Origin of the sequence: Campylobacter concisus (assembly GCF_015229965.1) — a bacterium.
In the GTDB taxonomy this organism is placed as follows: Bacteria; Campylobacterota; Campylobacteria; order Campylobacterales; family Campylobacteraceae; genus Campylobacter_A; species Campylobacter_A concisus_BD.
Map to the genome: position 1 here is coordinate 1 of NZ_JAAKZB010000028.1, position 21,557 is coordinate 21,557.

Genomic DNA, 21,557 nt, shown 5'->3' on the forward strand with positions numbered 1-21,557 from the left:
GTTTGGGGGATTTAAAAAGGGGGATAAGGGGACGGCTTCGTAATTCAAGTCTCCTTGTCTCCCTTTTGAATAATTTGAATAAAAAGAAATTTACAAATTTAATCAAGCTATTTTGCAAATTTTAAAATCTTATTCACTCACAAGAATTGACTACTAAAATTTGGCTTCGCTTACCGCTTAGCTCAAATTTTAGAGCCGAAATTACTCGCTCATGAAATTTTAAAATTTTATAGACGCTTACAAAATACTTAGCAGAATTAGAGATATTTATTATTTTATATATAAAATTATATGTATTTTTGTATATAAAATTTTACAAAATTTCAAGTCTTGCACTGATGTCAGCTACGCCTTTTGAATACATCGCAGAAGTGACTATCGCATCGGCATTTGCATAATCTTTTGCGTTTGCCAAATTTACGCCACCAGCTGCTAAGATCATAGTATTTGGTGAAATTTCATCTCTTAAAGCTAGCACGTTTTTGATAAGCTCTGGGCTAAATTTATCACACTGTACGACGTCACATTTTACTTTCAAAAGTTTGTTCACCTCATCTAAATTTTCAGCCTCGACGCAGATCTTTCGCTCGACCATTTTGGCTTTAAATTCTGGCAAATGTGACAGAAAATCATCAAAGCTAGCGTAGGCTTTTATGTGGTTTTTAAAGAAAAGAACGCTGTCACTAAGTCCAAGTCTGTGCATACCGCCACCGCCTTCAAGCACGGCTTTTACACAAAATTTCTTCGCAAATGGGAAACTCTTTCTGGTTGCCAAGACCTCGCATTTTTCATTGACGCTTTTTGCAACTTTTACTATTTTGTTTGTGTAGGTTGCGATGGCGCTAGCATATTCTAGTGCGACTTGGGCTAGTTTCCAAGCCTTATGCACATCTTCGTAGCTGCCATAAATTTTTATGATCACATCGCCAACCTTGCAAATTTGAGAGTTTTTGACAAAAATTTCGCTCTCGCAGCCAAGTAGCCTTGCTATGCTTGCTGCCACATCTACGCAGCTAACGCAAATTTCATCACGCGAATAAATTTCAAGCGAAGCTTTTTTATCGATATCTTGAAGCGACGTAGTGAGGTCAAAGTAGGGTAGGTCCTCATTGATGTAGTCTAAAATTTCAGCGTCGCTTAGTCTCATTTTATGCCTTTTTTGAAGCGGTTTTTGCTTTTACGATCATCTTTTTAAAGATGCCGTTGTCGTAAAGTCCAGCGTGGTAAAGCGCAAAGCATGTAAATGCGATGCCAGAAACTACGTGGAATTTTTTAACAGATCTATTTTTCATAAAAAGTGCGCTTAGGCAAACAGATGCCAAAGTGACACTCATGCCGACCTTTGCTACTTGTCTATGGGTGTTTAGATCTAGTAGTTTGCCGCTTATCTTTATATCTTTTCCCAAATTTTCTCCTTTAGTTTTTGCTCCAGCAGCTTGTATTTTTGATACCTAGACTCTCTGGGTCAAATTCTGGATTTTTACCAGCTTTTCTTTGAGCTTCGTAGTCTTTTATCGCTATTATCACCACTTTTGATAGTAAGAAAATGGCGATGATATTTATCGTAGCCATAGCTGCCATAGTGATATCAGCGATGTTCCAAGCGAGCTTTAAGTTCATCTGAGCTCCTATAAATATCATAATCACTGCTGTGATCTTAAATGCAAGCGTTAAATTTTTGCTTTTTGTTAGAAATTTCATATTTGCCTGTGCGTAGTAGTAGTTGCCGATGAGCGATGTGATGGCAAATAGCACTACTGCAAGGGTCGTAAAGTGTAGTCCAAAGTCGCCAAAATACTCTTTCATCGCTGCTTGAACAAGAGGTAGGGCGGTTAGCACTTCGCCACTTACTCCAGTTTGTTTTGTAAGATATGCTTGAGAAAAAAGCACGATCATACCAGAGGCGACGCATATCGTCATATCGATAAAAACAGCCATTGCTTGCACTAGCCCTTGTTTGACTGGGTGGCTTGTGTGCGCCGCAGCCGCTGCATTTGGCGCTGAGCCCATGCCAGCCTCGTTTGAGAAAAGTCCTCTTTTTATGCCTATTACGATCACGCTTCCAGCAAAACCGCCAAATATCGCCTTAAAATCAAAGGCGCTTTCTATGATCATCTTGATGACGGCTGGAATTTCTTTGAAATTTAAAACGATCGCGATGATAGCTAGCAAGATATAAGTAAGTGCCATGAAAGGCACAATATATGAGCTAACTTTGCCGATGATGTGGCTCTTACTAAAAAACATCACAGCCGTAAAAGCTGTAAGGATAAGTCCGATGCCAATAGGCAAGCCGCTTTGCGCAAAGGTGATGTTGCTGCCTGCTTTGTCGTAGTAAATTTCAAAAGCAGAGGTCATGGTGTAGCTTTGAAGTCCGTTAAAGCCATAAGCATAGGTGATGATGAGGATGATGGCAAACAAAGAGCCAAGCCACTTTATGCCAAGCCCGTTTTTGATGTAATAAGCCGGACCACCTTTAAAGCCAAAGACATCTTTAGTCTTATAAATTTGAGCCAAAGTGCTCTCGATAAAGGCTGAAGCTGAGCCTAAAAACGCCATCAAACACATCCAAAAAAGCGCTCCTGGACCACCTGCTACGATGGCAGCTGAAATTCCAGCGATGTTGCCGATGCCGACACGCGAAGCAGTCGAGATCATTAGCGCTTGAAACGGCGTTAGATGGTGCTTGTTATACTTATCCTTTTTCTCTACCAGAACTCTGCAAGCTTCAAAGAACATCCTAAACTGCACAAAACGGGTAAGGTAGCTAAAGTAAATTCCTGAAGCTACAAGGATGATAACCAAAAAATATCCATATAAAAAGTCGTTGGCTACATCCATTTTGCCGTTTAAAAAGTTTAAGAAATTCTCAAACACCATCTATCCTTTCAAATTTATTTTGACTTGATCTTCACGCCCTTCATTGAGTTGAGCAGAAGCCAGATCGTCGTGCCATTGTGAAGCATGGCAGTTGCTATTGGATTTAGCATGCCAAGCGTTGCGGCACTTAGTATGGCTGTATTTACGCCAACGGTTGAGCGGAAATTTGAGCTAATTAACTTCATAGTTTTATTAGCAAGCTCTTTTGCAAGTGCTACACTCATGATGTCATCTTTTAAAAGGCTTATATCAGCCGTTGCTTTAGCGATATCAGCACCTTTGTGCATGCTGATGCCAACATTTGCTTTTGTTAAGCTTGGCGCATCGTTTATGCCATCACCTACAAAAGCGACCTTTTTGCCCTCACTCTTTAGCTCTTCGATGATCGCTGCTTTATCAGTTGGCAAGCACTCAGCATAGACCCTATCAAGCCCCAGCTCGCGCGCTACCTCTTCAGCTTTGCTCTTTATGTCACCACTTAGCATAACTATCTCTTTTACGCCAAGATTTCGTAGTTTTGCCACCATATCTTTAGCATTTGCTCTCATATCATCTTTCATAGCGATCACGCCAACAAGCTCTTTGTCGTATCCTACATAAAGCAAGGTTAGACCGCTTTGTAAAGCCTTATTTATAAGTGCTTCGTGAGCTTTAAAGCTTATCATCTCATCATCTTCTAAAAAGTGCCTACTGCCGATAACGACCTCTTTGCCGTGCATTGCAGTTTTTACACCGTGAGCTACGATAAATTCAACCTCGTCGTGGTGGATATGGCTAAATCCACGCTTGTTTGCAGCCTCAACTATCGCTTCAGCTACTGGGTGGAAGTAGTGCTCCTCGGCACTTGCGGTTAAATTTAAGATATCAGCCTCTGAAAATCCATCTTTAAAAGAGTAAATTTCAACCACACTTAGGCGTCCGTGAGTTAGAGTGCCGGTTTTGTCAAAGACAAATGTATCAACCGAGCTTAGAGCCTCGATCGCCTTTGCACCTTTTATGAGGATGCCGTTTCTGCCAGCTTTTGAGATGCTTGACTTAAACGCAACTGGCGTAGCAAGCTTAAGCGCACAAGAGTAGTCAGCTTGAAGCACGCTTGCAACGCTGTTCATATTTTTATTTATAACATACGAAAGCCCAGCAAGAGAGAGTGTCACTGGCACTAGCTTATCAGCTAGTTTTAGAGCTTTTACGCCGATGGCTGATTTTTCATTAAGTGAAGTTTGGATGTACTCTTTGATCCTTGCGGTTGCGGTGTCGCTACCTACGTTTTCAGCCCAAATTTTGATCCTGCCCTCATCGACAACAGTGCCACTTATGACGCGGTCGCCTCTAGCTTTTGCCACGGGTTCTGCCTCTCCAGTCATTGAGACTTGATTGACATCAGCATTGCCCTCGACGATGTAGCCATCAACGCCTATCGTCTCGCCAGCTCCGACTACTACGATGTCGCCTTTTTTTAAATTTTCGGTTTTTACCTTTTCAAGCGTCTTTTCACCGTTTAAATTTCGCTCGACCCAGACCTCTTCGATGTTTGGTTTGGCTAGCTCTTTTATGAGATCATCGCTTCTGTGGCTAGCACTTTCTTCCATGTATTCGCCGATATTTATCATCAAATTTGTGCTATTTGCCGCCAAATGATCGCCCATTGCAAGGCTTGTGCCAATAGCAGTTGCTTCAAGCACTTTTGAGGTGATGCCCTCATGCCTTAGCTCTTTTGCGCCTTCTATTAAATTTGGAGCTGTGGCGTAAAGAGTCACGGCTGATTTTAGAGTTTTATTACTCATAAATGGCGTTACACCAAGTGCAGCAGCAGCTTTGTAGATATTTGCTTTGCTAGGTAGGCTCTCATCTTTTGGCTTGGTTGGAAAATCATAGCTTTTTATAAAATCTAAAATTTTCTCATAGCTCTTATCAAATTCAACAACGATGCTTTTTGCGTATTTATTTACACGCACGCTTTTTGCATCGGTTCGCTCTGAGATCGCAGCCTCGATCGCGCTAACATCGCTTCTAGCGTTTAGGCTCTCGCAAATAAACCTCGCTCTATTTTTGCTCTTGTGAGCTAGAGTGACCTTATTTTTGTGAGTCAAGTTCTGCTTTGACATCTTCAAAACGCTCTTTTAGTTCTTCTATGCCAGCGTTTATTAGCTCGCCACCTTTGATGATCGCTTTAAATACGCACTCTTGTGCTTTTGGATTAGTTAGCACATAAGCTGCTATGCCGCCTAAAAGTAGGCCTTTTACAAAGCCAGCTGCGTTAAAATTTTCAGGTACAAATGGTAAATTTTGAGCTGCATTGTTTATCGCATTATCAACTGCACTTGGCTGAGTTGCTGCTGCGTCATTTGCTGCTACTTCGTTTGCGTTTTCTTCATTGATATAAGGGTTATTCATTATTTACTCTCCAATTTTATTAGTTCTTCAGCTATCAAAAGACCGCCGATGCCAGCTGCAGTAAAAGCTGCTGCGTTTAGATATTTTTTTTGTGCTATTAAATTTGAAGCATGAATGCCAACAGCACCTACAAAACCACCAGTTACGGCGTATTTTACTATCTTTTTAGCGACATCTTTTTTAGTCGCTCTGTTATTTAGATAGTCGCTAAAGCCAAGCGCAGCCGCGCCCATGCCAGCGATTAAGGCTCCACTGATGAAGTGATCAAAAGGAAGTCTTGTGTTTGAAAGTGTAAAAAGACTATTTTCTTGCATTCTCTATCCTTAAGCTATATCGTTTGGTGTGATAGCTTTTGGAGCTGCTGGCTTTTTAGCACGTGGTTTTCTTGTTTTTTTAATCACTTTTTCAGCCTCTTTTTCTACTTTTTTAACGCCACGTTTTGCTTTTTTCTCTTCTTTGACCATGAAGTCTTTTGCATCTTTTGCGACGTTTTTGCCTTTTTTATAAAGATCTTTTGCAGCCTCTTTGCCTTTATCTAGGCCATCTTTGGCACACTCTTTGATCTTATCTCTTTTACTCCAAGCAACTACTGCTAAACCGCCTACTGCTAAACCTGCTAAAAATGGTAATGCCATTTTAAATCCTTTCTTTGTTTGATTTTGTAAATTATTCATCTTCTTCATCCTTATTTAAATTTTTGCTAACTACTGAAATGCCTAATGCCCCAAGCGCAAGCCCGCTAAAAAACGAGAAATTTGGATTGTTTGTGATCTTTGCCAACTCGCTTTTATCAGCCTTGCCACTTGCGATATTTTGCAAGCTTTTAGTTATCTCATTAAAGTCATTTTGATAGCTTTCTAAAATATTTGTTATGCCATTTTGCTCAAAATTTTGCGAAATTTCATTTAAATTTAGCTCATTTTTTGCTCCAGCTCCGCTATAAATTTCTTTTAAGCAGTGCTTTAAAGAGGCAATATATTCATTATTTGAAGTAGCCCAAAGTCTAAAAAATAGATCTTTTAGCTCCTCATCGTCTAAGCTTTCACAAAATTTTTCATACATTTTGTTTAGCTCATTTTCATAGTTTAGTGCCTCTATCAGCGCATCTTCTTTGTTTTTTGCTGGCAAAAAAATAGCTTCATTTTCGCAAACAAGCTCATACTCGTGCGCATTTGCAAATTTCTCTATCAAGACGATAGCATTTTTTCTCACGCTTGCGATTTGATCAAATACTTCGCCAAATGAAGCTAGGCTTTCATATAGCCTAAGTGCGTTTTTTTCGCTCGTATAAGAGGCGTTTAAAAGTTCATTAAGCATATTTTACTTCTCTTGCTACTTCATTTACTTTAGCTGAAATTTCTTCTAAATTTTGCCCTTTTAAGAGATCCTCCCAGAGATTTTTAGGGAAAATTTCGTGGTCGTATTCGATCGTTACAGAGCCGATTATCTTGTTAAATTTAACATTTTTTATACCATTTATCTGAGCGATCATATCATCTAAACTGGCTAAATTTACGCTGCTGCTTAGCTCTTTGATCTTTGGGCTAACCCTTACTCTTAGTCTGCCATTTGTGTGAGCTATCATCGAAAAATAGCTTGCAACTTGTGCTAAAGTTTGTGTTTTTATATCCATTTTCATCCTTTTATTTTGTCTGCGTATTATCTAATCTGCAACTTAAATCAATCTGAAATTTTTTTGTCTTTCATTATCAAAAAGTAAAATGAAATGATAAATTTAAACCTCATTTTTTGCTTGGCAATCACTACAAATTCCATAAAGTATCATCTTATGAGACTCTGCGCCAAATGACCTTTGGCTACAAATTTGCTCCTGCCTTTGCTCTATCATCTCATCTTCAAAATCAACCACCTTTCCGCAAATTTCGCAGATCAGATGATCGTGAGAGGATTTTAAATTTAACTCGTAATTTTTGACACCATTTTGCTCAAAACTATTTGCCAAATGGTGCTCTTCAAGAAAATTTAAAAAGGTATATATAGAAGTCATTGAAATTTCATTTTTGTAAGTTTCATAAATTTTTTGACAAATTTCTTGAGCATTTAGATGTGACTTGCTTGCAAAAAGCACACGCAAAATTTGCTCTTTTATCTCAGAGCCTTTTTGACCAAAAGCTTTTAAAAACTCGTTAAAATGCTTGTAAAATAGTTCAAAGTCTTCCACAAAATCCCTATCAAATTGATAATGAATGTAAAGATTTTACAACTTTTCTACTAAAAAATGCATAAAATTTATTACAAATTCTAAGTAAAGTATTTTATAAGCTTCTTTTGGTATAGTTTCGCATTTTTTAAATCAGAATTAAGGAACGAAATGACTTACGACGAGCTAGAATTAGACGCCGTTTTGTTAGAGGTTTTGGAAAATAGAGGCAGCTTTGACTCGATGGATGACGAAGAGCTTTACGAGCTTATCGAGCAAGTCGCGCAATATACAGACGGCGACTACGAAGAGGCGTTTGAATATATGACTCAATTTTCTCCGATCCCTAAAAAACGCTTTGTATCACTATTTATGGTTTAGCAAAAGGCTAAGCCATAATCTTGCTAAATTCATAAACTAAATTTCAAAAATCTTTAAAATGTAAAAAAGAGAGCTTGACTCTTCTAAAAGAGCCAAGATATGAGGTTATTATAAGAAGTATTTTGAGATTATCTCTTTAAATTTGATTGTATATTTGCTAGCTTTTGGGCTGTTGTTGTAGATATCTTCAAAGTCATACATTCTCTCGTAGTAGTCGTTTGTATCTTGTGCATTTATCTTAAGTCTTGCCACGTCTAAACTAACGCCAACAAAAGCTCCACTAGTCTTGCCACGCTCCTCGACAAATGCTGAAATTTCAGGCAAATCACTAGCTATCGCCACTTCGTTGCCAACGCCGCCAGTTGCTTCTGCTTTTAGACTGATCGTATCTTTTGCGTTAAACAAGCTTGCGTAGGCTTCCGAGTTTTTAAACAAAATGATCATATCAGCCGAGCTATATCCTAGCTGAAGGCCGATGCTGCCAGATGTGTAATTTACAAAAAATGGGCTTGACCACTCGCCATTGTCGTTTTTAGCGATAAATACGCCTCTGCCTTTTGAGCCAGTGATGATCGCGCCTGCTTTTGTCACATCTGGGATGATAGCGATGGCTTTGATGCCTATAAATTTAGTATTTGGTTTTAAATTTCTAGTGCCAAAAGCGTTTAAAATGTTTATCGCATTTTTTAATTTTTGATTTTGAATCACATCAGCGTTTAAATTTAGCGCAAAAAATGAGCCGATCAAAAAGAGTAAAGTTAGAATTTTTTTCATCAAATTTCCTTATTCAAAATTTTTGTTATTATAGCCTAAAATAAAATATTATTTAAAAATTTATTAATGAACTTTTATGAGATTTCATTATAAAATGCCCATTTTTAAGGAAAAAATATGAGCTTAATACTTTTTGTGGAGTACGTTGGTATCGCATCAGCTGCGCTTAGTGGCTTTTTGTTTGCAGTAAAGAGGGAGTGTGACTGGCTTGGCGTCTTTTTGTCCGCATTTTTGACCGCACTTGGAGGCGGTATCATGCGTGATATGCTCGTTGGTAGGGCAGTTTATTCATTCACTCACTACATGCCAGTAAGCGTCGTCATTTTTATGCTTGTCGCATCTAGGATCACAAATTTACATATAAAAAGAGAGGGCTTAGAGAAGAAATTTGTCTTTATCTTTGCCGACGCGATCGACGTTATCTGCTTTTCTATCGTTGGAGCGATGGTTGCCATCGAGTATAGTTACAACATCTTTGGCGTCATGATGATCGCCTTTTTTAACGGCGTTGGCGGCGGTATCTTAAGAGATATCTTGCTAAATGAAGTCCCATGGTTTTTGCGCACAGGACTTTATGGCACGATAAGCCTTGGCGTGGGGCTTGCTTACTTTATCCTCTATCACCTAGGTCTTACCAACATATTTTTTACCATGCTTTTGCTTGCTGCTGGCATAACGGTCAGGATGTTTGCATTTTATAGAGGCTGGAAGCTGCCTGATCTATGAAATTTAGCGAGTTTTTTGATATCTGGGTCAATGAAAACTACTATAAATTTGGCGTGGATATCGGCAAAAAGGGCGACTTTTACACAAATGTAAGCGTTGGCTACCTCTTTGGCGCCTGCCTTGCAAACTACTTTGTAAAGTTACTTAAAAATGGCGAAATTTCTAGCTCTTGCAAGGTCGTGGAGATCGGCGCAAACTCGGGCGATATGCTGGCTGATTTTGCGCAGGGCATCTTTACGCTTGAGCCAGAAATTTTGTCAAATTTAGAGTTTATCATCATAGAACCTCATGAAATTTTACGCAAAAAACAGCTTAAAACCTTTAAAAACCGCTTTGGTGACGAGGTTAGAGTAGGGCACTATGAAAATTTAGGCGAGTGCTCGTTTGATGAAATTTTTGTCATATCAAATGAGCTGCTTGACGCATTTAGCTGCGAGGTGATAGACGCAGATAATATGCTTTTTGTGGATAACGATCTAAAATTTCACTGGCAAAAGGCGGATCAAAATTTACTAGCCCTTGCAAAGAAATTTGGCATAAAAAAGGGTGAAATTTCAACTAGCTACGCTAAATTTGCGCTCCAGCTTGCAAATGCGGCTAAAAAGGTGAGATTTTTAAGCTTTGACTACGGCGAATTTGAGCCAAAAAATGAATTTAGTCTAAGAGTTTTTAAAGATCATCAAGTTTTTTCTTTGTTTGAAATTTCAAACCTCGAGCCATATTTTAAAAGCTCGGATCTAACTTATAGTCTTTGTTTTAAGCAGGTAAAAGAGGCTTTCTCTCTGGCTGGCTTTAAAATGGTCAAATTTAAAAAACAAAATGAAGCTTTGGTTAATGATCTTGGCGTGGATGAAATTTTATCTTTGGTGCTTGAAAAAGGCAGCAAGCAAGCCTATGAAAATGTCACCAAACAGGCAAAATTTCTACTCTCGCCTGAGTTTTTAGGCGAGAAGTTTAAATTTATAGAGTTTTTAAAGAGCTAGCCTGGCGATATCAGCGTAATCCGCCTCACAAGCCTTCAAAAGGTCATTTGGAGCTATCTTTATCTGCTTGCCTCTTACTCCAGCGCTTACTAGCACGTACTCTTGCTCTTTTGCTCGCTCATCGATGAAGGTCGCAAAGTGCTTTTTCATAGCAAGTGGCGAGCAGCCGCCTCTGATGTAGCCGGTGATCTTCTCTAGGTCTTTTAAATTTATAAGCTCGCAGCGTTTGGCCCCGCACGCATGAGCAAGTGCTTTTAGATCAAGCTCCAGATCGCCTTGCAAGCAAGCAACGACAAAATTTTTAGGCTCGCACTGGCAGACGATCGTCTTATAAATTTGCTTTATATCTTGCTTGGTGCTAGCTGCTACGTGAACGGCTGAAAGGTCGTTTAAATCGACTTCGTATTCAAGTATCTCATAGTCTATTTTTAGCTTGTCTAAAAGCCTAGCGGCGTTGGTTTTATGTATCATCTTTTCTCATTTTTGTGAATTTTTTGTATAATTATAGCCAAAACTTAAAGGAGGAAAGATGGCTGAAGAAGTTGAAGAGAAAAAAGCAAAAAAAGGTGGCAATGGCGCTTTGATGATAATCATCATCGCGATATTTGTTTTATTGCTAGTTATCGGAGGGCTAGTGGCGTTTTTGATGCTTAGTTCTGACGAGCCAAAAGAGGCAAATATGGCGCAAACACCAGCTCAGACTCAAACTCAACCAGCACCCGCTCAAAACAAAGCAAAACGCGGTGGCAACGACTATTCGAATATGGGACCGATATATCCGCTCGATCAGTTTGTCGTAAATTTACTTAGTGAAAATGGCTCGAGATTTCTTAAAACTAAGATCGATTTGGAGCAAAGCGACGAGCTACTAACAGCCGAGCTTGATAAGAAAAAGGCACTTTTAAGAGATATCATCATAAGAACGCTCTCTTCTAAAACTTACGAAGAAGTAAGCACTGCAAAGGGCAAGGATAGACTAAAAGACGAGATCGTAGGCAAGCTAAATGAAGTGCTAAATGATGGCTACATCAAAAACATATTTTTTACTGATTTCGTGGTGCAATGATAGGCATCGATATCGTTAAGATAGATAGAATTTCAAGACTAAAGGCTCGTTACGGCGAGCTTTTTTTAAAGAGATTTTTAAGTGATGATGAGATCGAGCTAGCAAAAAATGATGCGACTTTGGCTGGATTTTGGGCGGCCAAAGAAGCAGCTAGTAAGGCCCTTGGCGTGGGCATCAGCAAAGAGTGTGGCTTTTTTGACATTGTGCTCAGCAAAGACACAAAAAATGCACCAAAGATAAAATTTAGCCCAAGAATTTATACAAATTTTAATATCAAAGAAGCAAGCCTTAGTATAACTCACGACGGCGGATTTGCTGTAGCTGCAGTGATGATAGTGTGAAATATCTGTATTTGAAGTTTTTAGAACATAACGTAGATAAAAATCAAAATAATTTTAATAACATGATTTTATTAAAAATGAGATGATAAACATAATACATTATTGGTATAAATACGCATAGGCAAAAATAGCTATAGAAATTTTTAACACTAGTGTTATTAAAAGTGTGCCATGATTTGGAATATAAAAATAAATTTGGTAAAAAATGAAAGTAAAACTAAAATCAACCATTGATATTTCATCGCTTGAGCTTCGCGAGCTAAGTGCATTTGATGCGCTTAAAAAAGATACTATTTATGATGTCTTGCTGATGGAGATGTATGAAGGGAAGGTAAAATTTATCATTGTGTATGACAAGGATGATTTTGATGGCATTTGCGGATTTAGTGCTGAGCTTTTTGATATTATTGATGGCAGTATCCCAAATAGATGGAATGTTGTTAGGATAGACAATGTCTTAAGTATTGCCCCAAAAAATATTAATTATGAAAATTTTTGGTCGGATTTACAAGAAATCTTTGAAGATGATCTAAATTTTAGAGAAAAAGATAAGAGATACTATTTTGCATTCAGAAATTATCTGATTGAGTTTGCTGGTTTTATTGATTTTAAAATTTATAAAAGAGAATTTAGAAAAATCTTTAACGACTATCAAGATCCAAGTATCAAAGCTATCGGAGTAGATACGCAAGAAGATAGCTATGTGGTTTGTCCGCATTGTTATAATGCAGAGCAAGTAAGCGCAGAACTAGGTGTTATAAAGTGCGAAAAATGCCACCAAGAATATAACAACCCACTTGCCAAAATTTGTCCAAGTGGGATATCGGTGCTTGATGATTAAATTTAAATGTTTTTATAAAAGCTTATATGCCCAAAAATTCTATTAGCTCATTTGCAATCAATAAAGTTTCTTTGCCAAAATACTTCTCAATTTTCTTATATTGTTCTTTGCTTGAAACATTTTGTATCGTCTCAATAAAGCCAGTCAAAAATGCCGTGCCAACGTAGTTATCGTTCTTAATATTTTTTTCAACTAAGTCAAAAATTTCTAGCTTATCCTGCTCACTTAATTCATTAAAAATATAAACTGTAACATTTGCAAAATTTTCCAATAAAGTAAGTAACCCTGGGGTATCTGGAACAAAATTTAAAAGTTCGGATTGATAAATTGCAAAATATCTAATGTCTTTTGATATAAAAATATATAAAAAATCTTCATATATAAAAATGTCTCTTTGAGCTAGAATTGCTTTGTCTTCTTTATTGTATGATGAGTATAATAGTTATCAATTTTCTTATATTGTTCTTTGCTTGAAACATTTTGTATCGTCTCAATAAAGCCAATTAAAAATGCTGTGCTAATATAGTCATCGTTCTTAATATTTTTCTCAACTAAGTCAAAAATTTCTAGCTTATCTTGCTCGCTTAGTTGATCAAAATTTTCCACCAAAATAACCGAAAAATCGACAAGCAATAGCTCTAAGCTAGGATAAAGTGGTAAATTTCGCGTGAGCTCTTTTTGATATTCACTAAAAAATCTTTTATCTTTTGACACAAAAGCATAAATTATCTCTTTATGGTTTTGTAGATCATTGCCATTTTGTGTAAAAATCATCTTTAAATTCCCTACATCCACTCAAGCACTTGCGTGATATCTTTGGCGTAAAAGCACTTTAGACCTTGTGTGTCAAGCGGTTTGTTTGGGATGATGGCGTTTTTAAATTTCTGCGTTTTTGCCTCTTTTAGACGCTGATCGAGGTTAAAAATTTCTCTTATCTCGCCGTTTAGGCTTAGCTCGCCGATGAAGACGCTGTCCTTGCTGATAGGGCGGTTTTTGAAGCTGCTGATGATCGCTGCGATGACGGCTAGATCGGCCGCGGTCTCGCTTATCTTAACGCCACCTGAAACGTTTATAAAGACGTCGTAGTGCCCAAGTGGAATTTCAAGCTTTCGCTCAAGAAGTGCTAGCAGCATATCTAGGCGGTTTTTTTCAAAGCCAGTGGAGCTTCGTTTTGGATAGGCGCTTTCGCAAACAAGTGCCTGAATTTCGATACTAAGCGCCCTTGAGCCTTCCATTATGATGGTGATCGCACTGCCACTCATCGCCCCACCACGTGTGAAAAATTTACTAGAAACCTCATTTGCGCTCACGAGCCCTTGCTGACTCATCTCAAATATACCAACCTCGCTCGTCGAGCCAAAGCGGTTTTTAAACCCACGCAAAATTCTCAGCTCTCTACTCGCGTCGCCCTCGAAATAAAGCACCACATCGACCATGTGCTCAAGCACTCTAGGCCCTGCGATCGAGCCCTCTTTGGTTATGTGTCCGATGATGAAAACGCAGATATTTTGGCTCTTTGCAAGCCTCATCAGCTCAAATGTGATCTCACGAACCTGTGTGATCGAACCTGGCGCGGAGGTTATATTTTGGCTATAAAGCGTTTGAATGGAGTCTATTACTAGCACCTTGTAATCGCTCTTTTGCACTTCAGCTAGGATATCTTCTAGGCAAATTTCAGTTAGCAGGTATAAATTTTTATCCACAGCATTTAGCCTGTCAGCTCTCATTTTTATCTGGCTTTGGCTCTCTTCGCCGCTTACATAGAGCGTTTTTTTGCCGTCTTTTGCTAAATTTGAGCCGATTTTTAGAAGCAGGGTTGATTTGCCGATACCCGGACTACCGCCTATTAAAACAAGCGAGCCCTCAACCACGCCACCGCCAAGAACAAGGTCTAGCTCGCTATCTTCGGTACTAAATCTCGTGAAATTTTGAATTTCAACTTCGTCTATGCTTATGGCTTTGCTAGGTGTGCCACTACTTTTTGCTATCTCTTTACTTATCTTTATCTCTTGCTGGCTAAGCTCGACAAAGCTATCCCAAGCCCCACATTGTGGGCATTTGCCCAGCCACTTTGCCTGTTGATTGCCACAGGCTTGACACTCAAAAACTGGCTTTGCTTTTGCCATAATATATCCTTTTTAAAATTTCAACTACTATCACTCCAAAAGCCGCTCCAATCATGTCAGCCACGATGTCAAGCAGGCTAAAGCTCCTATTTGGCAAAAAAGCCTGAACAAGCTCTATTTGCACTCCAAAGGCTAAAAGTAGGGCTAAATTTTTTAAAATTTTAAACTCATAGCCAAGGTAGAGCAGTATATAAAGGACGAAAAAAGCTAAAAAATGATTTGCTTTGTCCCACGAATTTTCGATGATCGCGGGACTTTTTGGAGTAAATGCAAGAATATCAATCGCCAAAAGAGCAGCGAAAAAGCAAATTTTACTAAGAAATTTTACCCTACTCAAAAATGGCGTCCATCAGCTCGTCTAAAAACTCGTCTGGGTTAAATTTGATGATATCGTCCATGCTCTCGCCAACACCTATATAAAATATAGGTAGCTCAAGCTCTCTTGCCACGCCAAATAGCGCTCCGCCCTTTGCGGTGCCGTCAAGCTTTGTGATGATGACGCCATCAAGCGAGACGATCTCGTTAAATGCCTTTGCCTGCGCGACGCCAGCGTTGCCCTGCGTGCCATCAAGTATGAGTATCTTGCGGTGAGGTGCCTTTTCGTAGGCTTTTTTGCTGATACGAACGATCTTATCAAGCTCGTTTGCCAAATTTGTCTGGTTTTGAAGTCTGCCAGCCGTGTCTAAGATGACGCGGTCGATGCCTTTTGCAAGGGCTGAGCTGATCGTGTCGTAGGCAACAGCTGAAGGATCATGCCCTTGCTGGGTGGCAACTATTGGCACATTTAGTCTGATTGACCATTGGCGCAGCTGCTCGATCGCCCCAGCTCTAAATGTATCACAAGCGCCTAAAATGACGCTTTTGCCGTTGTTTTTATATAAATTTGCTAGCTTTGCGATGGTTGTCGTCTTGCCAGCACCATTTACGCCAAGGATGAGATCTACAAATGGCTTATCAGGCTCGATCACGCGCTCCTTTTCGTAGATAAAATAGCTACTCATAACGCGTCTAAGATCAGCTCTGCTCACTTCATCTTGCGGCGGCAAATAGTATAAAATCTCCTCCACGATCTCGTAAGCCACGTCAGCTTCTAGTAAAATTTCTTCTAAGCTCTCTTTGTCGATCTTTTTTGACTTTTTAGCTGAGCTTATCGCTCCAAAGGTCTTTTCAAAGCCCCTTTTTAAAAACTCAAGCATTATTTTATAGCCCTATTTATGTCAGTTTCGAGCATCTCTTCAGGCACAAGACCGATGTAGCCTTGAGCGTAGTCGCCATTTGCTTTAAAGAGCGCAGATGCAGGGAGTCCTTTGATGCCGCCCATCGCCTTTTCAAATAAGAAATTTCCCTCGCCAACTGCGATGTCGTATTTGATCTTATACTTTTGAGCAAATTCTTTAACCTCGTCCTCACTCTTGTCTTCAAGCAAGACAGCAACGATGTTTAGCTCGTTTTTAAATTTCTCACTTAGGTTGTTTAAAGATGGTATCTCAGCCTTGCAAGGTGGGCACCAAGTGGCAAAAAATACATAAAGTGTCGCTTTTTTGCCATCTTTTACGTCAAAGCCGTTGCTTCTTTTTGTGATCTGCATAGTTGTGCCATTAAGCAGTTTTAGGCTTATATCTTTTACTTCGTCACTTTGTGTGCTCTCGCTTATCTTTGGTGTGAGCGTATCTTTGCTTAAATTTTCATCTTTGCTGGCATTTTCTTCTAAATTTTTACTTTGCACAGCTGGCTCGCTAGTGTTTTGCTCGCTCTTTTTGTTAGAGTCGTCGCCGCATCCGAAAAATGCAAAAAGACAAAGTGATGTTATAATTGCGCGTTTTAGTGTCATAAATTTCCTTTTGAAAAATGTTTCAGGATTATACAAGAAAGAGCATAAAATGAGCGTTAATTTAGAAAAAAATGAATTTAGAAAAAATGCAAGAGCAAATTTGATAAAGCTTACTAAATTTAGAGCAAAATGCACACATCACAAGGCAGCAAAAACGCTTTTAAATTTGATAAATTATACAAATTCTAAAAAGGTTCTCTTTTACTTGCCGCTTAACTACGAAGTCGATGTGCTTAAAATAAGACGAAATTTATCACATAAATGTGAAATTTTTGCCCCTTTTATGGTAGGTCTTAGCTTAGAGATGGTAAGATTGCGACTGCCATTTCTAACTTATAAATTTAATGTCAGACAGCCATCTGGCAAAAAAATGAATAATGTTAAACTCGATATGGCGGTAGTTCCAGCGATTGGGGTTGATGGAGCTATGGCAAGGATAGGGCACGGAAAAGGATTTTACGATAGATTTTTTGACACTTTGCCCGTTAAGCCAAAACTGATAGTTTTCTTAGAGGTAAAAGACTTCTACACCAAAGATGTGCTCTCGCAGGCGCACGATGCGGTAGCAGACTTTTATATAACCCCAAGCAAAAATTATATAAAAAGAGGAATAAATGATAGAGGTTTTAATAGGCTTAGGAGCCGGTGTGGTGGGCGTTGGAGCAGGGTATCTCTACGCCAAAAAGATAAATGACGCCAACTACAACATATTTTTAGAGCAGGCAAAAGCAAAGGCAAAAGCCATCGAGTATGAAGCTGAGCTAACGCTTAAAAACTCTAAAATTTCAGTGCAAGAGGCTGAATTTGAGGCTAAAAAAAGATACGACGACAAGACGACAAAGCTTCAAAAAGAGTATGCAAGTAAATTTGATGAGCTGACCAAAAAAGAGAAAATTTTGCTAAATGAGCAAGAGCTTTTAAATGAGAGTAAAGAGCTTTTTGAAAAAGATAAGCAAGATGCGAAGGTCACTTATGAAGAGGGTTTAAATTTAAAAGCGACTTATCAAAACAAAGTAGAAGAGGCGATAAGAGTGCTTGAGCACGCTGCTGGCTTAACGGAGGAAGAGGCAAAAGAGGTCGTGCTTAAAAAGGTCGAAGAGAAGTCGCGCGCCGACATCGCTCACATCGTTAGAAAGTACGAAGAAGAGGCAAAAAGAGAGGCTAAAAAGAGGGTTAATTATATCTTGGCGCAGGCTACGTCAAGATTTGCTGGAGAATTTGCAGCTGAGCGTCTGATAAATGTCGTAAATATCAAAAACGATGAGCTAAAAGGAAGGATCATCGGCAAAGAGGGACGTAATATCAAAACCCTTGAAATGGTGCTTGGCGTTGATATTATCATCGATGATACCCCACACGCGATCATACTAAGCAGCTTTAATCTTTACAGGCGTGCGATCGCTACAAGAGTGATCGAGCTTTTGGTGGAGGACGGCAGAATTCAGCCAGCAAGGATAGAAGACCTTCACAAAAAGGTGACTGAAGAATTTGAGCAAAGCATACAAGAAGAGGGCGAGAATATCGTCATGGATCTTGGTCTAAATAAAATTCATCCAGAGATAGTAAAACTAATAGGCAAGCTTAAATTTAGAGCAAGCTATGGTCAAAATGCCCTTGCGCACAGCCTTGAAGTGGCTCACCTCGCTGGTATCATTGCAGCTGAGTGTGGCGGAGATGAGAAGCTAGCAAAAAGAGCTGGCATACTTCACGACATCGGCAAAGCGCTAACTCACGAGTACGAGGGCAGCCACGTCGATCTTGGAGCCGAAATTTGCAAACGCTACAAAGAGCATCCAGTCGTCATCAACGCGATCTATGCTCACCACGGACACGAAGAAGCTACAAGTATAGAAAGTGCTGCTGTTTGCGCAGCTGACGCACTAAGTGCAGCTCGTCCAGGAGCAAGGCGTGAGGTGCTTGAGAGCTTCTTAAAACGTGTCGAAGAGATTGAAAACATCGCAAAAAGTAAAGAGGGCATCAAGCAAGCTTATGCGATCAACGCTGGCCGTGAGATCCGCGTCATCGCAAATGCTAAACTTATAAACGACGATGAAGCCGTGCTTGTGGCAAAAGAGATAGCTCAAGAGATCGAGAGTAAGGTGCAGTATCCAGGTGAGATAAAAGTAAGCGTCATTAGAGAGACTCGCGCTGTTGATTTTGCGAAATAACGGCAAGATATGAAATTTCTTTTATCAATAATAATATTTTTCTCGCTTGGCTTTGCCAGCGAGGAGCTCGTGCTAGACTCGGCAAATTCGTTTATAACGACGATGAGAGGCGCTAGAAACGCTCCTATAAAAGAGCTCATCGAGCAGTCAAAAGCGACGATCATCTTTCCAAGTGTAAAAAAAGTCGGTTTTGTTGTCGGTGGCATGGGCGGAGATGGCATCATGGTCGTTGGCAACATCAACTCGCCAAGTGAAATTTTGCCAGTTAGTATAAGTGGCGGCAGTATCGGCATACAGCTTGGATACGAAGATAGTTCGCTTGTGCTATTTATATTTAAAGATAGCATTATCTACGACATAAAAGACGCCAAGATCACGCTTGATACGAAGCTTTCAGTAGCATTTGGCGATATCGGACGCAATTATAATAAAGTAAGCGATTTTAAATTTTCAAGCGACATCTACGCGTATGCTGCAAATGATGGATTTTTCGCAGGAGCAAGCTTTGGCGGAGCAGTGATTAGTGCAAAGGATGAAATTTTAAAACAAAGTGGCTATGCATACGAGCAGCTAATATCTTCTGCTTCAAAACTTTTGGGGCAATGATGCAAGATATAATAAATTCAATCTCAACTTACGGCTATGTCGTGCTGTTTTTTTACAGTCTTGGTGGTGGTATGGTAGCGCTTATCGCTGCTGGGATATTAAGCTTTGCTGGCAAAATGGACATCACTCTTAGCATAATCGTCGCTGCCGTGGCAAATACGATCGGCGATACTTTGATCTTTTACGTCGCAAGGTTTAATAAAAGCTTGCTTATGCCTTATGTAAAAAATCACAAAAGAAAGCTTGCCTACGCTGGAATTTTGGCAAAAAAGCATGGCGATAAGATAATATTTATCAAAAAATTTATCTACGGCGTCAAAACTTTGGTGCCTATCGCACTTGGACTTACAAAATACTCTTTTTATAAATTTAGCGTTATAAATTTGATCTCTTCAGTGCTTTGGGCAGTGATCGTCGGTCTTGCTAGCTATAAAGCAGGGGATTATTTTATGAGTGTGAGCAATTATCTTGGCGAGCATGGCTATATCATGCCACTTGCCATGGTAGGCTTGTTATTAGGTATCTGGTTATTTTTACAACACATTACAAAAAGGAGAAAAGCATGAAAAAGGTGATATCTGCTCTAATCGTAGTTATCGTGATCGTCGCAGGCGCTGTTTATTTCGCCTCAAACAAGGTCGAGGAGAACTATCAAAGGATAGTTGATAGACTAAATGATGTAAATGGCTTTAAAGTTTCAGAAAATAGCTATCAAAAAGGCTTTTTTGGCTCAAAAGGATCGTTTGATCTTATCGTTTCAAAGGATCTTTTGAAAAATTTGGCTGGCAAAGATGTAGATGAGGATCTAAATTTCAAGGTAGAAAATGAAATTTCTCACTCAGTGCTTGCATTTGTAAATGGCTTTGATATCGACTCAAAAATTTCTATACAAAATGAGGCGATAAAAAATATCGTAGCTTCATTTCTTGGGTCAAACGTCGTCGCAACGGCTAAAACAAAGGCTAGCGTAAGTGGCGATAAAGATGTAAAAGTTAAATTTAGCGATATTGACTTTAGTGACAAGCAAACTATGAACGTTCATACAAAGGATGTGAAATTTGGCTTGAAACTGGACGCAAAAGATAATGTAAATAGCGCAAACTTGGGTCTTGAGAAAGTTTCATTAAAAGACCTTAACGAAGAAAATAAAGCAGAAGTTAATCTTGAAGGCGTCGATATAGATACAAGCTACACTGTGCCAGTTGAAATTTCAAAGATATTTGAGAGCAAACTAGCTCCTTACGTAGCAAAGGCTAAGATCAAAAAACTGGCATTATTAGATGAAAAAGATGGTAATGTTGCTTTAGATGATCTTGAGTATAGCTCGAAATTTGAAGTCTCAAATGATCTTGGCAGTTCAAAAGATGTGGTGAAGATAGGTGCAGTTGCTGTTAATAAAGTGAAATTTACAGATTTTATCTTAGATAGCAAAATAGCAAATATCAACGTGCCAACTATAAATAATATACTTGATAGACTAAGTAATGTAAATGTTGATACAAATGAGAGTATCTTTGCTGGGTTAAATTTGGACGAAGTAATGGGTCAAATTTTAGAGAAAAATCCAAGTGTGAAAGTGGATACATTAAGCTTTAAAAATGGCAATAATGCGATAAATTTAAAATTAGATGCTGCTATCAATGGCTTTAAAAGCGGAGAAAGTCAGCTTGCGATCTTTGATAAGCTATCACTTAATGGCGAGCTAAGTGTGGATGAGACTTTGGCTAAATTTTTTGATACGCTCTTCCCTGAGATGACTCTTATCGAGCCAACACTTATATCTGCTGGATATTTAAAAGAAGATGGCAAAAAAGTAGTAAGTAAATTTAAGTACGATCCAAGTAAAAAAGATATTATTTTTAATGAAAAGGTTGGACTTCAAAATTTATTTATGGGCTTTTAAAAAAGTAGCTTGATTTTTATCTACTTTTAAGCATCACTTCTATATACTTCACTTTCTGTTTTGCAGAACGCAGAGCAGAAAGTTCTTTTAACTTACAATTGTTAAACTATTAGTCAATCTTTGAAATCTAAACAAGTGATCGATTGAGCCAGTCTATTATGATTAAATAATAGATTAGACAAACTAATATAAAAACTAAAAGTTTTTTTGATTAAAAACTTCATAATAAATACTAAAAGCAATTTTAGTAAAAACATTATTACTAGATTGCATTAGCAATCTTAGTCTTTAGTGTTGCTTCTTAGTAAAGCTTTGCTTTACGCTAAAGAAGGTTAATATGGAGAGTTTGATCCTGGCTCAGAGTGAACGCTGGCGG

The 21,557-nt window shown here is 38.8% G+C and carries 29 protein-coding genes; 11 read left to right on the forward strand and 18 right to left on the reverse strand.

The features are described 5' to 3' along the window. Window positions 1–313: 313 nt before the first annotated feature. The 10 genes from modD to G6W43_RS09505 all read right to left on the reverse strand — a co-directional run bounded on the left by modD (window position 314) and on the right by G6W43_RS09505 (window position 7,456). Window positions 314–1,147: a ModD protein gene (gene modD / locus G6W43_RS09460; RefSeq protein ID WP_194169679.1), complete on the reverse strand. Its 834-nt coding sequence runs from the start codon at window positions 1,145–1,147 to the stop codon at window positions 314–316. A 1-nt stretch (window position 1,148) separates the two neighbouring features. Next, window positions 1,149–1,406, reverse strand: coding sequence for a hypothetical protein (locus G6W43_RS09465; RefSeq protein WP_021088499.1), 258 nt, complete (start codon window positions 1,404–1,406; stop codon window positions 1,149–1,151). A gap of 10 nt (window positions 1,407–1,416) precedes the next feature. Further along, on the reverse strand, window positions 1,417–2,880 hold the full coding sequence (locus G6W43_RS09470) for an alanine/glycine:cation symporter family protein (protein WP_035145198.1): 1,464 nt from the start codon (window positions 2,878–2,880) through the stop codon (window positions 1,417–1,419). A 14-nt stretch (window positions 2,881–2,894) separates the two neighbouring features. Further along, the gene (locus G6W43_RS09475) at window positions 2,895–4,985 is read right to left on the reverse strand and encodes a heavy metal translocating P-type ATPase (protein ID WP_410369097.1); all 2,091 of its coding nucleotides are present in this window, start codon (window positions 4,983–4,985) and stop codon (window positions 2,895–2,897) included. Then, on the reverse strand, window positions 4,954–5,274 hold the full coding sequence (locus G6W43_RS09480; protein WP_012001864.1) for a hypothetical protein: 321 nt from the start codon (window positions 5,272–5,274) through the stop codon (window positions 4,954–4,956). Before G6W43_RS09480 ends, G6W43_RS09475 begins: the two co-directional genes overlap by 32 nt. Further along, window positions 5,274–5,588: a hypothetical protein gene (locus G6W43_RS09485; RefSeq protein ID WP_103581130.1), complete on the reverse strand. Its 315-nt coding sequence runs from the start codon at window positions 5,586–5,588 to the stop codon at window positions 5,274–5,276. Before G6W43_RS09485 ends, G6W43_RS09480 begins: the two co-directional genes overlap by 1 nt. Before the next feature lie 9 nt (window positions 5,589–5,597). Further along, complete coding sequence (locus G6W43_RS09490; RefSeq protein ID WP_242047658.1) at window positions 5,598–5,909, reverse strand: hypothetical protein; 312 nt, start codon at window positions 5,907–5,909, stop codon at window positions 5,598–5,600. A 31-nt stretch (window positions 5,910–5,940) separates the two neighbouring features. Beyond that, window positions 5,941–6,591, reverse strand: coding sequence for a ferritin-like domain-containing protein (locus tag G6W43_RS09495; RefSeq protein ID WP_194169681.1), 651 nt, complete (start codon window positions 6,589–6,591; stop codon window positions 5,941–5,943). After that, entirely contained in the window at window positions 6,584–6,907 is a 324-nt protein-coding gene (locus G6W43_RS09500; RefSeq protein WP_002942231.1) for an HMA2 domain-containing protein, read from the reverse strand. The genes G6W43_RS09495 and G6W43_RS09500 overlap by 8 nt, the downstream gene beginning before the upstream one ends. Window positions 6,908–7,009: 102 nt before the next feature. Continuing rightward, complete coding sequence (locus tag G6W43_RS09505) at window positions 7,010–7,456, reverse strand: transcriptional repressor (protein WP_194169682.1); 447 nt, start codon at window positions 7,454–7,456, stop codon at window positions 7,010–7,012. Window positions 7,457–7,606: 150 nt separating this feature from the next. On the opposite strand from G6W43_RS09505, the gene G6W43_RS09510 reads away from it, so the two are divergent. After that, window positions 7,607–7,816, forward strand: a complete 210-nt coding sequence (locus G6W43_RS09510; RefSeq protein WP_002942234.1) for a hypothetical protein — start codon at window positions 7,607–7,609, stop codon at window positions 7,814–7,816. 108 nt (window positions 7,817–7,924) lie between these two features. Here the strand turns inward: G6W43_RS09510 and G6W43_RS09515 are convergent, their stop codons facing one another. Further along, window positions 7,925–8,590 (reverse strand): lipid-binding SYLF domain-containing protein, encoded by a 666-nt coding sequence (locus tag G6W43_RS09515; protein ID WP_149705734.1) that lies wholly within the window; start codon window positions 8,588–8,590, stop codon window positions 7,925–7,927. 117 nt (window positions 8,591–8,707) lie between these two features. Here G6W43_RS09515 and G6W43_RS09520 point away from each other — a divergent pair, with 117 nt between their 5' ends. Both G6W43_RS09520 and G6W43_RS09525 read left to right on the forward strand, forming a co-directional pair. After that, window positions 8,708–9,316: a trimeric intracellular cation channel family protein gene (locus G6W43_RS09520; protein WP_107715132.1), complete on the forward strand. Its 609-nt coding sequence runs from the start codon at window positions 8,708–8,710 to the stop codon at window positions 9,314–9,316. After that, window positions 9,313–10,299: an SAM-dependent methyltransferase gene (locus G6W43_RS09525; RefSeq protein WP_194169683.1), complete on the forward strand. Its 987-nt coding sequence runs from the start codon at window positions 9,313–9,315 to the stop codon at window positions 10,297–10,299. Before G6W43_RS09520 ends, G6W43_RS09525 begins: the two co-directional genes overlap by 4 nt. Here G6W43_RS09525 and ybaK read toward each other — a convergent pair. Further along, on the reverse strand, window positions 10,288–10,770 hold the full coding sequence (ybaK, locus tag G6W43_RS09530) for a Cys-tRNA(Pro) deacylase (RefSeq protein ID WP_148785210.1): 483 nt from the start codon (window positions 10,768–10,770) through the stop codon (window positions 10,288–10,290). The two genes, G6W43_RS09525 and ybaK, sit on opposite strands and share 12 nt — an antisense overlap. A gap of 58 nt (window positions 10,771–10,828) precedes the next feature. On the opposite strand from ybaK, the gene fliL reads away from it, so the two are divergent. The 3 genes from fliL to G6W43_RS09545 all read left to right on the forward strand — a co-directional run bounded on the left by fliL (window position 10,829) and on the right by G6W43_RS09545 (window position 12,547). Further along, window positions 10,829–11,365, forward strand: coding sequence for a flagellar basal body-associated protein FliL (gene fliL, locus G6W43_RS09535; protein ID WP_002942267.1), 537 nt, complete (start codon window positions 10,829–10,831; stop codon window positions 11,363–11,365). Continuing rightward, the gene (gene acpS / locus G6W43_RS09540) at window positions 11,362–11,706 is read left to right on the forward strand and encodes a holo-ACP synthase (RefSeq protein WP_103617857.1); all 345 of its coding nucleotides are present in this window, start codon (window positions 11,362–11,364) and stop codon (window positions 11,704–11,706) included. Before fliL ends, acpS begins: the two co-directional genes overlap by 4 nt. Window positions 11,707–11,911: 205 nt before the next feature. Further along, window positions 11,912–12,547, forward strand: coding sequence for a 2-hydroxyglutaryl-CoA dehydratase (locus G6W43_RS09545; RefSeq protein WP_149711758.1), 636 nt, complete (start codon window positions 11,912–11,914; stop codon window positions 12,545–12,547). A 22-nt stretch (window positions 12,548–12,569) separates the two neighbouring features. Here the strand turns inward: G6W43_RS09545 and G6W43_RS09550 are convergent, their stop codons facing one another. From G6W43_RS09550 to G6W43_RS09575, 6 genes are all read right to left on the reverse strand, one after another. Further along, on the reverse strand, window positions 12,570–12,818 hold the full coding sequence (locus tag G6W43_RS09550; protein ID WP_194169684.1) for a DUF7674 family protein: 249 nt from the start codon (window positions 12,816–12,818) through the stop codon (window positions 12,570–12,572). A 128-nt stretch (window positions 12,819–12,946) separates the two neighbouring features. Next, complete coding sequence (locus G6W43_RS09555) at window positions 12,947–13,321, reverse strand: hypothetical protein (protein WP_194169685.1); 375 nt, start codon at window positions 13,319–13,321, stop codon at window positions 12,947–12,949. 11 nt (window positions 13,322–13,332) lie between these two features. Next, complete coding sequence (gene radA, locus G6W43_RS09560) at window positions 13,333–14,673, reverse strand: DNA repair protein RadA (protein ID WP_103617854.1); 1,341 nt, start codon at window positions 14,671–14,673, stop codon at window positions 13,333–13,335. Next, the gene (locus G6W43_RS09565; protein ID WP_012001849.1) at window positions 14,648–15,010 is read right to left on the reverse strand and encodes a VanZ family protein; all 363 of its coding nucleotides are present in this window, start codon (window positions 15,008–15,010) and stop codon (window positions 14,648–14,650) included. The genes radA and G6W43_RS09565 overlap by 26 nt, the downstream gene beginning before the upstream one ends. Then, entirely contained in the window at window positions 15,003–15,869 is an 867-nt protein-coding gene (ftsY, locus tag G6W43_RS09570) for a signal recognition particle-docking protein FtsY (protein ID WP_021085234.1), read from the reverse strand. The genes G6W43_RS09565 and ftsY overlap by 8 nt, the downstream gene beginning before the upstream one ends. Continuing rightward, window positions 15,869–16,504: a TlpA family protein disulfide reductase gene (locus tag G6W43_RS09575; RefSeq protein ID WP_009295513.1), complete on the reverse strand. Its 636-nt coding sequence runs from the start codon at window positions 16,502–16,504 to the stop codon at window positions 15,869–15,871. Before G6W43_RS09575 ends, ftsY begins: the two co-directional genes overlap by 1 nt. Window positions 16,505–16,553: 49 nt before the next feature. Here G6W43_RS09575 and G6W43_RS09580 point away from each other — a divergent pair, with 49 nt between their 5' ends. Genes G6W43_RS09580 through G6W43_RS09600 form a run of 5 tightly spaced genes read left to right on the forward strand, consistent with a single transcriptional unit; the run spans window position 16,554 to window position 21,181 of the window. After that, entirely contained in the window at window positions 16,554–17,198 is a 645-nt protein-coding gene (locus tag G6W43_RS09580; RefSeq protein ID WP_103646325.1) for a 5-formyltetrahydrofolate cyclo-ligase, read from the forward strand. Then, entirely contained in the window at window positions 17,119–18,672 is a 1,554-nt protein-coding gene (rny, locus tag G6W43_RS09585) for a ribonuclease Y (RefSeq protein ID WP_034901872.1), read from the forward strand. The genes G6W43_RS09580 and rny overlap by 80 nt, the downstream gene beginning before the upstream one ends. 9 nt (window positions 18,673–18,681) lie before the next feature. Then, entirely contained in the window at window positions 18,682–19,278 is a 597-nt protein-coding gene (locus tag G6W43_RS09590; RefSeq protein WP_103572087.1) for a lipid-binding SYLF domain-containing protein, read from the forward strand. Further along, window positions 19,278–19,844: a DedA family protein gene (locus G6W43_RS09595; RefSeq protein ID WP_180999477.1), complete on the forward strand. Its 567-nt coding sequence runs from the start codon at window positions 19,278–19,280 to the stop codon at window positions 19,842–19,844. Before G6W43_RS09590 ends, G6W43_RS09595 begins: the two co-directional genes overlap by 1 nt. Beyond that, window positions 19,841–21,181 (forward strand): DUF945 family protein, encoded by a 1,341-nt coding sequence (locus tag G6W43_RS09600; protein ID WP_194169686.1) that lies wholly within the window; start codon window positions 19,841–19,843, stop codon window positions 21,179–21,181. Before G6W43_RS09595 ends, G6W43_RS09600 begins: the two co-directional genes overlap by 4 nt. Window positions 21,182–21,557 lie beyond the last annotated feature (376 nt).